Genomic DNA, 14,599 nt, shown 5'->3' with positions numbered 1-14,599 from the left:
TCGAGTAAAGAAATGCCAAAGCGCACCGACCTAAAAACCATTCTGATCATCGGCGCCGGCCCGATCGTCATCGGCCAGGCCTGCGAGTTCGACTACTCGGGCGCGCAGGCATGCAAGGCGCTGCGCGACGAGGGCTACCGCGTGGTGCTGGTCAACAGCAATCCGGCCACCATCATGACCGACCCGAACATGGCCGATGCCGTGTACATCGAGCCGATCAACTGGCAGACGGTCGAAAAGATCATCGCCAAGGAAAAGCCCGATGCCTTGCTGCCGACCATGGGCGGACAGACCGCGCTGAACTGCGCGCTGGATCTGGCCGACCACGGTGTGCTGGAGAAGTACAACGTCGAGCTGATCGGTGCCAAGCGCGAAGCGATCCGCATGGCCGAAGACCGCGAGCTGTTCCGCGTGGCGATGGGCGAGATCGGCCTGGATTGCCCGAAGGCCGCGGTTGCCCACACGCTGGAAGAAGCGCTGGAGATCCAGACCCGCGTCGGCTACCCGACCATCATCCGCCCCAGCTTCACCCTGGGCGGTAGCGGTGGCGGCATCGCCTACAACCGCGAAGAGCTGATCGACATTGTCGGCCGCGGTCTGGAACTGTCGCCGACCACCGAAGTGCTGGTGGAAGAATCGGTGCTGGGCTGGAAGGAATTCGAGATGGAAGTGGTGCGCGATACCGCGGACAACTGCATCATCGTGTGCGCGATCGAAAACCTCGACCCGATGGGCGTGCACACCGGCGACTCGATCACCGTGGCGCCGGCGCAGACGCTCACCGACAAGGAATATCAGCGCCTGCGCGATGCCTCGATCGCGGTGCTGCGCAAGATCGGTGTGGACACGGGCGGCTCGAACGTGCAATTCGGCATCAGCCCGACCACTGGCCGCGTCGTCGTCATCGAAATGAATCCGCGCGTGTCGCGTTCGTCGGCGCTGGCGTCCAAGGCCACTGGCTTCCCGATCGCCAAGGTCGCCGCCAAGTTGGCGGTGGGCTACACGCTGGACGAATTGAAGAACGAAATCACCGGCGGTCTGACCCCGGCCTCGTTCGAGCCGTCGATCGACTATGTGGTCACCAAGATTCCGCGCTTTGCGTTCGAGAAATTCCCGCAGGCCGATGCGCGTCTGACCACGCAGATGAAGTCGGTGGGCGAGGTGATGGCAATGGGCCGCACCTTCCAGGAATCGCTGCAGAAAGCGCTGCGCGGCCTGGAAACCGGCAAGATCGGCCTGGACCCCACCGGTCTGGACCTGAGCAGCGAAGACGACATCGCCGCGCTCAAGCGCGAGCTCAAGGCACCGGGCCCGGAGCGGTTGTTCTATGTGGCCGACGCCTTCCGCGCCGGCATGACGGTGGCCGATGTGTACGCGCTGTCGTTCATCGATCCCTGGTTCCTGGACCAGATCGAAGAAATCATCAGCCACGAACAGCAACTGGCCGATGACGGCATGGCCGCGCTGGATGCACCGCGCCTGCGCATGCTCAAGCGCGCTGGTTTCTCGGATGCGCGTCTGGCCGAGCTGATCGGCAGCAACGAAGAATCGGTGCGCACGTTGCGCCGTGCGCTGAAGGTGCGCCCGGTCTACAAGCGCGTGGATTCGTGCGCTGCCGAATTCGCCACCAGCACCGCCTACATGTATTCGACTTACGAGGACGAATGCGAAGCGCTGCCGACCGATCGCGACAAGATCATGATTCTTGGCGGTGGCCCCAACCGCATCGGTCAGGGCATCGAATTTGATTACTGCTGCGTGCACGCGGCGCTGGCGCTGCGCGATGATGGTTTCGAAACCATCATGGTCAACTGCAACCCGGAAACCGTCTCCACCGATTACGACACCTCCGACCGTCTGTATTTCGAGCCGCTGACGCTGGAAGACGTGCTGGAAATCGTCGAGCTGGAAAAACCCAAGGGTGTGATCGTGCAGTACGGCGGCCAGACCCCGCTGAAGCTGGCGCGTGCGCTGGAAGCCAACGGTGTGCCGGTGATCGGCACCTCGCCCGATTCGATCGACCTGGCCGAAGACCGCGAACGTTTCCAGCAGCTGGTCGACAAGCTGGGCCTGAAGCAGCCGCCCAATCGCATTGCCCGCAATGCCGAAGAAGCCTTGGTGCTGGCGCGCGAAATCGGCTACCCGCTGGTGGTGCGTCCGAGCTATGTGTTGGGCGGCCGCGCGATGGAAATCGTCTACGGCGAATCCGATCTGGCGCGCTACGTGCGCGATGCGGTGAAGGTCTCCAACGATTCGCCGGTGCTGCTGGACCGCTTCCTCGACAACGCGGTGGAAGTGGACGTGGACATCATTGCCGACAAGGACGGCAACGTGCTGATCGGCGGGGTGATGGAACACATCGAAGAAGCCGGTGTGCATTCGGGCGATTCGTCGTGTTCGCTGCCGCCGTATTCGCTCTCGCCGCAGACCCAGGCCGAGCTGCGTCGCCAGGTGGTGATGCTGGCCGAGGGTTTGAACGTGGTCGGCCTGATGAACACTCAGTTTGCGGTGCAGGTCAACGAGGCTGGTGACGACATCGTGTATCTGCTGGAAGTGAACCCGCGTGCCTCGCGCACGGTGCCGTTCGTGTCCAAGGCCATCGGTCTGCCGCTGGCCAAGATTGCCGCACGTTGCATGGCCGGCAAGACGCTGGCCGAGCAGGGCGCCACCAAGGAAATCGTGCCGGACTACTACTCTGTGAAGGAAGCAATCTTCCCGTTCGCCAAGTTCCAGGGCGTGGACCCGATCCTCGGGCCGGAGATGCGCTCCACCGGTGAAGTGATGGGTGTGGGCCGCAGCTTCAGCGCCGCGTTCGCGCGTGCGCAGGAAGCCGGCGGCATCAAGGCGCCGCCGCTGGGCAAGGCATTCGTATCGGTGCGTGATCCGGACAAGCAGCGCGTGCTGCCGGTGGCGCAGGCGCTGGTGGAGCGCGGCTTCACGCTGGTGGCCACGCGCGGCACCGGTGCCTGGCTGCAGCAGAACGGGCTGAGCTGCGAGATCGTCAACAAGGTCGCCGAAGGCCGTCCGCACATCGTCGATTCGATCAAGAACGGCGAGATCGTCTACATCGTCAACACCACTGAAGGTCGCGCTGCCATTTCGGACTCGTTCTCGATCCGCCGCGAAGCGCTGCAGCATCGCGTGACCTATTCGACTACTGTCGCTGGCGCCAAGGCGCTGGTGCATTCGCTGGAATTCCGCGGCACCGGCCCTGTGTGGTCGCTGCAGGAACTGCACAAGGAGCTGGAAGCATGAGAGCACCCATGACATCGAAGGGCGCGCTGCGCCTGCGCGAAGAGCTGGAACAGCTGAAGTCGGTCAAGCGCCCGGAGGTGATCAATGCGATCGCCGAAGCGCGTGCGCATGGCGACCTGAAGGAGAACGCCGAGTATCACGCCGCGCGCGAGCAGCAGAGCTTCATCGAAGGCCGTATCAAGCAGCTGGAAGGCGAGCTCTCGCATGCCGAAATCATCGACATCACCAAGTTGTCGGCCGGCAACAAGATCGTGTTCGGTGCCACGGTGACGTTGGCAGATACCGAGACCGACGAAGAGAAGCGCTACCAGATCGTTGGCGATCTGGAAGCGGACATCAAGATGGGCCTGATCGCGATTTCTTCGCCGCTGGCGCGTGCGCTGATCGGCAAGCTGGAAGGCGATTCGGTCACCATCGATGCGCCGGCCGGCCAGCGCGAGTACGAAGTCGTCAGCGTCGCCTACCTGGACTGACCGGCATTACCACGCGATGACCACCGCCACGCTGTTGCTGCCGGAAAAACGCCGTCTGCCCGGAAGCCTGGGCGACACGGCGGTAGCGCGTGCGCTTGCGCGCGCCGAGCAGCACACCGCCGATGCGGGTGAAGTGGCGCAATTGCAGCGCCATTTCAGCCTGACGCCGTCGCATTGGCCGGTGGCCGCGTTGACCCGCCAGTTGGATGCCGGCGATGCCGCCGGGGCCACCTGGGTGCGTGCCGATCCGGCCTATGTGGTGCCGGACATGCAGGGCGCGCGGTTGATGGGCTATGGCGAGGCGCTTGGCCCCACCGCCGAGGATCTGGCGGTGCTGCTGCCGATCCTCAAGCCGATGTTCGGTGATGCGCGATTTCTGCTGGATGCGCCCACGCCATCGCGTTGGTATCTGCGCTTGTCGCCGGATGCGAAATTGCCTGACTTTGCGCCGCCGGATGTCGCGATCGGCGACGACCTGTTCGAGCATCTGCCGGCCGGCGACAGTGGCCGCCGCTGGCGCGCCTTGCTGACCGAAGCGCAGGTGCTGTTGCATCAGCATCCCTGGAACGAAGGTCGCGTAGCCAGCGGCAAGCCGGCGATCAATTCCTTGTGGTTCTGGGGTGGCGGTGTGCTGCCGCATGCGGTGACTTCGCCGCATCGCCAGGTGCGCAGCCGCGAGTCGCTGCTGCGTGCGTTGGCGCTGGCGGCAGGTGCCGATGCGCAGGGCGAACAACGCGTGGACGCGCTTGTGGATCTGCGCCATCTGCGTTCTCTTCAGCAGTTCAGCGACGATGCGGTGGCGCCGCTGCTGGCGGCGATGGCGCGTGGCGAATTGGATCGGTTGGTCTTGGATTTCCAGGACGGCGAAAGCGTATCGCTCACGCATGCGCAGCGTTGGCGTTTCTGGCGCAAGCCGCGGGTACAGCTGGCGCAATGACCTCGAGTCCGCGGATCGTCCGGCGCCCCTCCGGGCAGGCCGGTAGTTGGCCCGAGACCATGTTGCCGCTGCTGCGCCGCATCTATGCCGCGCGCGGTGTCACCGACGCACAAGGCGCACAGCCGCGACTGGGCCAGTTGTTGTCTCCGGAGCTGCTGCACAACAGCGGCGTCGCTGCCGAGCTGCTGGCCGACGCGATTGCACAGCAGCGACGCATTCTGGTGGTGGGCGATTTCGATTGCGATGGCGCAACCGCATGCGCGGTGGGTGTGCGCGGCCTGCGCATGCTCGGTGCGCTGGATATCCATCACGCCGTGCCCAATCGCATGGTGCATGGCTATGGTCTGTCGCCTGCCCTGGTCGACGAGCTGGCGGCGCTGCAGCCGGATGTGCTGGTCACCGTCGATCACGGCATTGCCTGCCATGCCGGTGTCGCCGCAGCCAAGGCGCGCGGCTGGACAGTACTGGTCACCGACCACCATTTACCGGGCGAGGTGTTACCGCCCGCCGATGCGATCGTCGACCCGAACCTGGCCGAAGACACGTTCCCCAGCAAGACCCTGGCCGGGGTCGGTGTGATTTTTTACGTGTTGATGGCGCTGCGAAAAGTGTTGCGTGCACGCGGCGCCTTTGCCGAGCGCGCCGAGCCGGATCTGTCGGTGCTGCTGGATCTGGTCGCGGTCGGCACCGTCGCCGATCTGGTGCCGCTGGACACCAATAATCGTGCGCTGGTGTCGGCCGGCCTGCGGCGCCTGCGCGAGGGGAAGGGCTGCATCGGTTTGCGCGCCCTGATCGATGCCAGCGGCCGCGATGTGGCGCGACTGAGCGCCAGCGATATTGGATTTGCGCTCGGGCCGCGTCTCAATGCGGCCGGTCGACTCGAGGACATGGCGCTGGGTATCGAGCTGCTGCTCAGCGAGGATTGGAACCGCGCACGCGAGATCGCAGGCACGCTGGAAGAGATCAACGCCGAGCGCCGCGCGGTGCAGCAGTTGATGACCGACGATGCCGAGCAAGCCGTTACCAAAGTCGTGCTGGACGCGGACGGCGCATTGCCGATTGCCGCATGCCTGTTCGATGCCGAATGGCACCCAGGCGTCATCGGTCTGGTGGCGTCCAAACTCAAAGACCGCCTGCATCGTCCGGTGGTCGCGCTGGCACCGGCCGAGCCGGGCAGCAGCCAGTTGCGTGGCTCGGCGCGTTCGATTCCTGGCCTGCATATCCGCGACGTGCTGGCGGCAGTGGATGCGCGGCATCCCGGGCTGATCCAGAAGTTCGGTGGCCATGCGATGGCAGCCGGGTTGAGCATCGATCACGCCGCGCTGGCCGCGTTCGAGCAGGCCTTCCAGTCGCAGGTGACGGCGATGGTGGACGCTTCGCTGCTGCATGCCGAATTGCACAGCGACGGCGAACTGGCCGCGCACGAACTCGATCACGTGCATGCCGAAGCGCTGCGTGTGGCAGGGCCGTGGGGGCAGGGCTTTCCCGAGCCGCTGTTCGATGGTCAGTTCGAAGTGCTGCAGTACCGCGTGCTCAAGGAACGCCACCTTAAATTGACACTGCGTTGCGCTGGCCGCACGGAGCCGCTCAATGCCATTCACTTCAATGGCTGGCGCGGCAGCGAACCCACGCGCTTGGTGCGGTTGGCGTATCGGCTGGTCGCCGACGACTATCGTGGCGGCACGGCGGTGCAGTTGATCGTCGAGCATTGCGAGCCGGCGGCAGTCACCAGCTGATCTGCGGTGTTGGCGCGCTCGCTCCTCAGACGTTGTTATTCAGACAGCGCAAAGAGTATCGCTTGCCCTAACAAGCCCACCATCTCGACCGGACCTTGCCCGCTCACCGTCGCGGGACACGCCGTGAACCCGTCCATGAGTGCTGGTTGGCGGCATCCATGCCGCCAACGGTTCCACCATCGGTGAGGACACCACGCCAGACAGTTTCCAGGCGACCTGCTTGAACGCTCTACACACCGACCAACTCGACTGGTCCTTTCGCAAGACAGCGCAGGGGTGCACTGTCTTGGCTTCGATCAAGGCGACGGCTTGACCTCGGTGACCAAGGTCGGCAGCTCCCACGCGCCGCCAGCAGCCACCAACCGGCACAGGCCGGAGGTGGATTTGGAGGTCGGCACAAAACGGCGGCCGTCCCAGGTCCAACTGGCCTCGCTATTGCAATCGCCCAAACCGCGGCCTTTTTGCGACGACAGCAGGGTGGAACCATCGATGTCGCTGGCCTGGGTGGTCACCAGAATTGGCGCGAACGGTGCACGTGCATTGACGACCCAAAACCCGGTGCCGACGTTGTACGCGCCCATCCAGCAATCGGTGGAGACCAGCAGCTTGTCATTGCTGAGCCGGGTGACGGTCAGTGGCTCCTGCGGATCGCCCGCTTGCAGTCCTTTGCACTCTTCATCGGCCGGCAAGCTGGCGCGCAAGGCCTGAAACAGCGCGGGCACTGTGCCAATGTGTGCGTCGCCGGCCTGCGCTGTCGGGAGTTTGACCGCACGTACTTGCGGCACCGGCACTGCCGGCAACACCTTGGTCTCGTCGCGATCGCCCTTGCGCACCAATGCGCCGCGTGTGCCCAGCCGGCCCTGGAATTCGTCCATCTTCAGCAGCACTGCCGAGGCACCGCGGTCGGACAGCTGCCAGCGGCGGCCATCGTTACCTACCGCCACAATCGCGCTGCTGCCGCGTAGGGCAGTCAGCAGGGCGGCAACCTGTGCGTCACTCAAGGGCGCAGTGCCCTTGCTGCGATCCAGCGCCAGCTTGCCCAGATCGCGTTGATCGATCCGCAGCGTCAACGACGCCGGCATCTTGATCTCGTCGTACTGGCCAAGCATCAACTCCGCCGTCACTGCCTGCCCCGCGCCGGCCTTGCGGGTCAGTAGCACCGACACCGGCAAGTGCTCGCCTTCATCGGGCTGATATCCGGCGGCGCGGCAGGTGCGGGTGTTGTCGCAGGCGATGGTCCAGTCGTCGTGATCGAAGCTGATGCCGGTCACCGGATCGGCCAAGGCGGCGAGAGGGGCGAGCAAGACGGCGGTAGCGAGCCAGGTAAGGCGCATGGTGGTTCCGAAAGCATAGATACGAGACGCATCTTGCGTTGCCGCCGAGGTGCCGTCCAGTAAACGCGCGTTGGAAAGCAAATGTGCGTTTACAGGTTGTTACGACGCAACCGCTGCACCGCCGGCCTGGCGCGGCACAGCGTGCGTGCGCCCACGCAAGCCGAACAACGGCCGCAGCCAGCGCACCCGCCGGATCACGTACTCATGCAGCGCCAGACAGCCGATCACGGTGGCGGCGATCACCAGCGCTGGTTCCAGCCAGGCGTTCAACTGCAACGGCATCAGCCAGTACAGCGCCACGATGATCAGGCTCTGATGCAGGATGTACCAGGGAAACACCGCTTCGGTGCAATGCGGCAGCCAGCGGAACGGGCGGTTCAAATGCTGCTTCGCCCAGCCCAGCAGGGTCAATAGCGCCAGCCAGGTGTAAGCGGCGCGTGCGCCGTGTTCCAGTGTTTCCCACGGCAGGGCGGCCAGCACCTGCGGCACCTGCGCGGGCTGCACGTGCATGCCCAGATAGCGAATGCCCAACTCGGTCGTGATGGCCAGCACTGCGCTGACCAAGGTGAGCCAGCGCAATTGCACGGCCAGCTGCCAGAAGCGCGCATTGCGTGCCAGCAGATAGCCCAATAGAAAGAGCGGGAACGATTCGGCATGCACGAACCAGTCGCCGACCAACGCATGGGTCGGTGGATGGCGCGGCATCATCCACATCACGCAGAACGCCTCCCACAGGATCGGCAGCACCACCAAGGCTGGCACCACCATCGAAGAGGGGAGCCGCGGGAATGCCGGCAGCCGCAGCAGCGTTGTCAGCGACACCAGCGCCATCAAGGCCACGGTGTAGGGCAGCAGGTACGCCAGATACCACAGGTGATTCCAGGTGATGCCATGTTCCCAGCCATCGAAACTGCCGGCCGGCCACGGACGCACCTGCCAGTAGCGCAGCAGGAAGCTGCCGAAGCCGGTGGCGACCTTGCCGTTGCTGACGCCCTGGCAGTAGGCCTGCACTGCCACCACCACGAACATGCCGAACAGCAACGGCGGCAGCAATCGTCCGCAGCGACGCAATGCGAAGCGCCACGGCGTGGCCTGCGGCTGCGACAAGCCGATCGCGATGCCGGAGATCATGAACAACAACGGCATCCGCCAGCGATTGAGCACGATCATCGGCCATTGCAACCACTCGGCCGTGTGCACGCTCTTGAGGTGGAAATCCCAGTCGGCCACATAGGCCATGCCCACGTGGTAGAGGATCAGCAGGGCAAAAGCGAAGACGCGCAAGGCATCGATATCGTGGCGGCGCTCGGTCATGGTTGGCGGCTGGTGGCGGAGTGGATGCATCCTGCCCAGCGGCCCGCGCCATTGGGAGGTGCAGGGGTGGACAACCCGGCCCGCAGTGACCAGTCGTGCTCACCCAGGGACGAATAGGGGCGGCAGGGATGGCGGTTTCGCGATGTAGCGCAGGCCTCTATGATCGGCACCTGCCAACTGCGGACGTGTGCAATGCAATCGAGAGGGCCGCGCCCGCCAATCATCCACGACAGAGCCGGCCGCGCTGCCACACGCTGGGCCGTGGTGATCTGGTCGTTGGTGTTCTACCTGAGTGCACTGGGCAACGTCTGGACTGCCTGGCTTGCCGCGCGCCGCGATGGCCTGCCCATCGAGGTGTGGCAGGTGCTGAGCTGGGAACTGAGTAGCGCCACGGCCGCGCTCATGCTGTTGCCGGCAGTGGTGTGGCTCTGCGCACGCTGGCCGCTGCATGCCGATGCCTGGGTGCGACGCTTGCCTGCGTATGTGACCGCTGCACTGGCCTGGTGGCTGCTGCATGTCGCCGGCATGGTCGTGCTGCGCATGCTGGTCTACGCACTGGCCGGCGCGCACTACGATTTCGGTGGCTGGCTGCAGTGGGTTTACGAGCTGTCCAAGGATCTGCGCACCTTTGCGCTGCTGGTGGCGGTACAGCACACACTGGCCTGGTACGCACGGCGCCGTCAAGGCGAGGCGCATCTGCTCGTCGCACCTGACGACGGTCCGCCAGTAGAGCCACTGGATCGCCCGGAGCGATTTCTGGTGCGCAAGTTGGGGCGCGATTTCCTGGTGGCCACCGCCGATATCGAGTGGATCCAAGCCTCTGGCAATTACGTCAATCTGCATGTGCGCGGTCACGATTACCCGCTGCGCAGCACGATGGCGGCGATCGAGTCCAAACTGGACCCGGCCGTGTTCGTGCGCATCCACCGCAGCTATCTGGTCAATCTGGGCCAGGTGCAAGCGATTGAACCAAGCGATTCAGGCGATGCCCGCGTGCATCTGCGCGACGCCACCGTGCTGCCATGCAGTCGCAGCCACCTGTCCGGCTTGCGTGCGCATGCGGGGCAGGGCGCTGCGGTGCCCAAGACCGACGCATTGATGGCGTAAGCCCGCTGCGACGGCCCTGCCCGTCGGGTCCCGAATGCGTCCTAGCCGCTTGGCACGGTCGGTCGCGGTTGCGGCGACAGCGGTGCGCGATGGTGGATTGCTTGCGGCGCCTGCGGTCGAGCACGGCAGGCAGGCACCCGAGCACTGGCAGGTGCTGCAGCGTGCGCGGCCACAGTTTCGTTGCGTTTCGCCGCCGCCGCCCGCTTGCTAAACTAGCCAGCTTGTTTGCCGGAAGTCCGTCATGATCGAAACCAATCCGATCCGCCAGCGCATCACCGATCTCAACGATCGCGTGCTCTCGCTCAGGGGGTATCTTTGACTACGACGCCAAGAAAGAGCGTCTAGAGGAAGTCAGCCGGGAGCTCGAGAGCCCCGATGTGTGGAACGACGCCGAACGCGCGCAGGCCCTGGGCCGCGAGCGTTCGCTGCTGGAAAAGACCGTGATCGGCATCGCCGATGTGCTGTCGGGTCTGGCCGATGCGGGCGACCTGCTGGAGCTGGCCGAAAGCGAACAGGACGAAGACACTGCGGTGGCGGTGATCGCCGATCTGGACAAATACCAGGCGCATGTCGAGAAGCTGGAATTCCAGCGCATGTTCTCCGGCCAGATGGACAGTGCCAACGCGTTCGTCGACATCCAGGCCGGTGCCGGCGGCACCGAGGCGCAGGATTGGGCCGAAATCCTGCTGCGCATGTACCTGCGCTGGGCCGAGTCGCGCGGCTGGAAAACCGAGCTGATGGAAGTCTCCGGTGGCGAAGTGGCCGGCATCAAGTCGGCCACCGTGCGCATCGAAGGCGAGTACGCCTACGGCTGGTTGAAGACCGAGATCGGCGTGCACCGGCTGGTGCGCAAATCGCCGTTCGACTCGGATAACCGCCGGCACACCAGCTTTACCTCGGTGTTCGTCTCGCCGGAAGTGGACGACAATATCGAGATCGACATCAACCCGGCCGACCTGCGCACCGACGTGTATCGCTCCTCCGGCGCCGGTGGTCAGCACGTCAACAAGACCGAATCGGCGGTGCGTATCACGCATATCCCGACCAATACCGTGGTCGCCTGCCAGACCGGCCGCAGCCAGCACCAGAACCGCGACAACGCGATGAAGATGCTGGCGGCCAAGTTGTACGAGCTGGAAGTGCAGAAGCGCAACGTCGAGCGCGATGCGCTGGAAGCCACCAAGTCCGACATCGGCTGGGGCAGCCAGATCCGCAACTACGTGCTCGATCAGAGTCGCATCAAGGATCTGCGCACCGGCATCGAACGCAGCGACACGCAGAAAGTGCTGGACGGCGACCTGGACGAATTCGTCGAGGCCAGCCTCAAGGCCGGTCTGGCGGCAGGCTCCAAACGCCTGGATGCCTGACCGCTGCGCCAGGCGGCTGTCGCGACGGCAGCCTGGCGCAGCGCTGCAGTGCCTGTGACGCAGCGGTGGTAATGCGCTGCCGCTCCCGGTGACACGGATAACGCGTACCTTCGTCACACCGTCATTATAAAGAGAGTGCCGGCGTCGCCGGTTCCTCATTCCCCAACGGGCATCCGCCCGACCCACAGCAGATCGATTCCCGCCATGACCGAGCAGACCCCCGCGCCGCAGCCCCCCGCCGACGAGAACAGCCTCATCGCCGAGCGTCGCGCGAAACTGGGCGCGTTGCGCGGCCAGGGCATTGCCTACCCGAACGACTTCGTGCGCGAACACTTCGCTGGCGACCTGCAGGCTGAATTCGCCGAAGCCGACACCTGGACACCCGAAGCGCTGGAAGCCAGCGGACGCACCGTCAAGATGGCCGGCCGCCTGATGGCCAAGCGGGTGATGGGCAAGGCCAGCTTCGCGCAGATCCAGGACGAATCCGGGCGTGTGCAGCTATTCCTGCAGGGCAATGTGCTGGGCGATGCCTACACTGCCTTCAAGGGCTGGGATGTCGGGGACATCGTGGCGGTGGAGGGCGGGCTGACCCGCACCAAGACCGGCGAACTTTCGGTCAAGGCGAGCGCACTGCGCCTGCTGACCAAGTCGCTGCGCCCGCTGCCTGACAAGTGGCACGGCCTGTCGGACGTGGAGCAGCGTTATCGCCAACGTTATGTCGATCTGATCGTCACTCCGGAGGCGCGCGAGGTCTTCATCAAGCGCTCCAAGATCATCCGTGCGATGCGCGCCTGGCTGGATGCGCGGCGTTTTCTGGAAGTGGAAACGCCGATGATGCATTACATCCCCGGCGGCGCCACTGCCAAGCCGTTCACCACCCACCACAATGCGCTGGATCTGGACCTGTACCTGCGCGTGGCCCCGGAGCTGTACCTCAAGCGGCTGGTGGTCGGTGGGCTGGAGCGCGTCTACGAGATCAACCGCAATTTCCGTAACGAGGGCGTGTCGACCCGGCACAACCCCGAATTCACAATGCTCGAGCTCTACGAGGCCTACGCCACGTATCACGAGATCATGGACCTGACCGAGCAGGTGATCCGCGACACCGCGCAGTCGGTGTTGGGCACCACGCAGGTGAGCTGGGACGGTGCCGACATCGATCTGGCGCCGGCTTTCCGGCGCTGGCGCATGGATGAGGCCGTTCGTCACCACAATCCGCAGATCAGCGCGGCCGATTGCACCGATCGCGATGCGCTGCTGCGCCATTGCGAGCGGCTGAAGATCCGCACCAAGCCGTCCTATGGCTGGGGCAAGCTGCTGCTGGAAATCTTCGAGGCCACCGTGGAACACACGCTGGTGCAGCCGACCTTCATTACCGACCACCCGGTCGAAGTGTCGCCGCTGGCGCGGTCCAGTGACACCGAGCCGGGCTACACCGACCGCTTCGAGCTGTTCATCAACGGCAAGGAGCTCGCCAATGGCTTCTCCGAGCTCAACGACCCCGAAGACCAGGCCGCGCGCTTCCAGGCGCAGGTGCAGGCCAAGGACGGCGGCGACGACGAAGCGATGCACTACGACGCCGATTACATCCGTGCGTTGGAGTACGGCATGGCGCCGACCGGCGGCCTGGGCATCGGGATCGATCGTCTGGTGATGCTGCTGACCGGCAGCACCTCGATCCGCGATGTCCTGCTGTTCCCGTATATGCGTCCGGAAGCCTGACTTTTTTGCGCTGTCGGTGTGCCGACGGCACAGATACTGCATATGCTAGGGCGGAGCCTCGAACACGGTATTGTTCGGGGGGAGCCGGCGCAGGAGCCGGCGTCATCGCTTTTCCGTTCTCGAGATAGAGGAGCAACGGCTATGCAGGATGTTTTAGGGAGTCCGGGCGGCATGATGTCGACGGATACATGGGGAAGCTGGGCGGAAAAGGCGGATCTGGGATTGAACATCGTCATTGTCGATGACCAGATGTCCGCGCGGACGATGTTGCGTCATGTCATCGAGGACATCGCGCCGGAGCTCAAGGTCTACGACTTCGGCGATCCGCTCGACGCCTTGGCCTGGTGCGAGGCCGGGCGCGTGGATCTGTTGCTGCTCGACTACCGCATGCCCGGGATGGATGGCCTGGAGTTCGCGCGGCGCCTGCGCCGTCTGCCCAGCCACCGCGATATCCCGATCATCCTGATCACCATCGTCGGCGACGAGCCGATTCGTCAGGCGGCGCTGGAAGCCGGCGTGATCGACTTCCTGGTCAAGCCCATCCGACCGCGCGAGCTGCGCGCACGCTGCTCCAACCTGCTGCAGCTGCGTCAGCAGAGCGAGAGCGTCAAACAACGTGCGCTCTCGCTGGAACAACGCCTGCTGGCCAGCATGAACGAGGTCGAAGAGCGCGAACGCGAGACGCTGTCGCGGCTGGCGCGTGCGATCGAATACCGCGATTCTGGCACCAGTGCGTTCCTGGAGCGCATGTCGCATGTGGCCGGCCTGATCGCCGAACAGCTGGGCCTGTCGGAAGAAGAAGTGCGCATCATCGAGATGGCCGCACCGCTGCACGACATGGGCAAGATCGCCATTCCCGATTCGGTGCTGCTCAAGCCGGGCAAGCTCACCGACGACGAAATGAGCGTGATGAAACGTCATCCGCGCATCGGCTACGAATTGCTCAGCGGCAGCCAGAACCGTTTCATCCAGGTCGGCGCCTTGATCGCGCTGCGTCATCACGAACGGTATGACGGCACGGGTTATCCGGATGGCCTGGTCGGTGAAGCGATTCCGCTGGAAGCGCGCATCGTGGCAGTGGCTGACGTGTTTGACGCGCTGCTGTCGCCGCGCCCGTACAAGGAAGCCTGGACCATGGATGCTGCGCTGGCCTACCTGTATGCCCAACGCGGCCGTCTGTTCGACCCGCGCTGCGTGGATGCGCTATTGCGCGGCCGTGCGCAGCTGGACCAGATCTGTGGCGAGTTCTCCACCGCATCGGCGCGACCCGGGGTGTGAGGTGAGGGTGGCGCCTGGCCAGCTGGGTGATCGCCGCATCGGGCGACCTGACAGCAAGCATGGCCAGGCGTCCGTC

10 protein-coding genes are annotated in these 14,599 nt (G+C 64.6%); 8 read left to right on the top strand and 2 right to left on the bottom strand.

What is annotated here, in order from left to right; genetic code table 11:
- The first annotated feature begins 12 nt into the window (after window positions 1-12).
- The 4 genes from carB to recJ are packed head-to-tail and all read left to right on the top strand — an operon-like array spanning window position 13 to window position 6,401.
- Complete coding sequence (gene carB / locus M0D43_RS01090) at window positions 13-3,255, top strand: carbamoyl-phosphate synthase large subunit (protein WP_252163194.1); 3,243 nt, start codon at window positions 13-15, stop codon at window positions 3,253-3,255.
- A gap of 8 nt (window positions 3,256-3,263) precedes the next feature.
- On the top strand, window positions 3,264-3,728 hold the full coding sequence (gene greA, locus M0D43_RS01085; protein ID WP_010367104.1) for a transcription elongation factor GreA: 465 nt from the start codon (window positions 3,264-3,266) through the stop codon (window positions 3,726-3,728).
- A 16-nt stretch (window positions 3,729-3,744) separates the two neighbouring features.
- Window positions 3,745-4,665: a phosphoglycerate mutase gene (locus M0D43_RS01080; RefSeq protein ID WP_252163193.1), complete on the top strand. Its 921-nt coding sequence runs from the start codon at window positions 3,745-3,747 to the stop codon at window positions 4,663-4,665.
- Entirely contained in the window at window positions 4,662-6,401 is a 1,740-nt protein-coding gene (recJ, locus tag M0D43_RS01075) for a single-stranded-DNA-specific exonuclease RecJ (RefSeq protein WP_252163192.1), read from the top strand. The genes M0D43_RS01080 and recJ overlap by 4 nt, the downstream gene beginning before the upstream one ends.
- A 296-nt stretch (window positions 6,402-6,697) precedes the next feature.
- On the opposite strand, the gene M0D43_RS01070 is transcribed toward recJ, so the two are convergent.
- Both M0D43_RS01070 and M0D43_RS01065 read right to left on the bottom strand, forming a co-directional pair.
- Window positions 6,698-7,735: a DUF1176 domain-containing protein gene (locus tag M0D43_RS01070; protein ID WP_252163191.1), complete on the bottom strand. Its 1,038-nt coding sequence runs from the start codon at window positions 7,733-7,735 to the stop codon at window positions 6,698-6,700.
- A gap of 99 nt (window positions 7,736-7,834) precedes the next feature.
- Window positions 7,835-9,049 (bottom strand): acyltransferase family protein, encoded by a 1,215-nt coding sequence (locus M0D43_RS01065; protein WP_252163190.1) that lies wholly within the window; start codon window positions 9,047-9,049, stop codon window positions 7,835-7,837.
- Window positions 9,050-9,208: 159 nt separating this feature from the next.
- Here M0D43_RS01065 and M0D43_RS01060 point away from each other — a divergent pair, with 159 nt between their 5' ends.
- The 4 genes from M0D43_RS01060 (at window position 9,209) to rpfG (ending at window position 14,523) form a co-directional block, all read left to right on the top strand.
- Entirely contained in the window at window positions 9,209-10,156 is a 948-nt protein-coding gene (locus M0D43_RS01060) for a LytTR family DNA-binding domain-containing protein (protein WP_252163189.1), read from the top strand.
- Between the two features lie 241 nt (window positions 10,157-10,397).
- Window positions 10,398-11,523, top strand: a protein-coding gene (gene prfB, locus M0D43_RS01055) for a peptide chain release factor 2 (RefSeq protein ID WP_252163188.1) whose coding sequence is annotated in 2 segments (ribosomal slippage) — window positions 10,398-10,472 and window positions 10,474-11,523 — 1,125 coding nt in all. Because the reading frame shifts where the segments join, the coding sequence is not laid out codon by codon here.
- Window positions 11,524-11,727: 204 nt separating this feature from the next.
- Complete coding sequence (gene lysS / locus M0D43_RS01050) at window positions 11,728-13,245, top strand: lysine--tRNA ligase (RefSeq protein WP_252163187.1); 1,518 nt, start codon at window positions 11,728-11,730, stop codon at window positions 13,243-13,245.
- Window positions 13,246-13,386: 141 nt separating this feature from the next.
- Window positions 13,387-14,523 (top strand): cyclic di-GMP phosphodiesterase response regulator RpfG, encoded by a 1,137-nt coding sequence (gene rpfG / locus M0D43_RS01045; RefSeq protein WP_101364181.1) that lies wholly within the window; start codon window positions 13,387-13,389, stop codon window positions 14,521-14,523.
- Window positions 14,524-14,599 lie beyond the last annotated feature (76 nt).

The sequence above is a fragment of the Xanthomonas prunicola genome (genome assembly GCF_025266575.1).
GTDB classification, from domain to species: Bacteria; Pseudomonadota; Gammaproteobacteria; order Xanthomonadales; family Xanthomonadaceae; genus Xanthomonas; species Xanthomonas prunicola.
The sequence above is the reverse complement of the archived record's forward strand: the minus strand, read 5'-3'. Positions and strand labels throughout refer to the sequence as shown.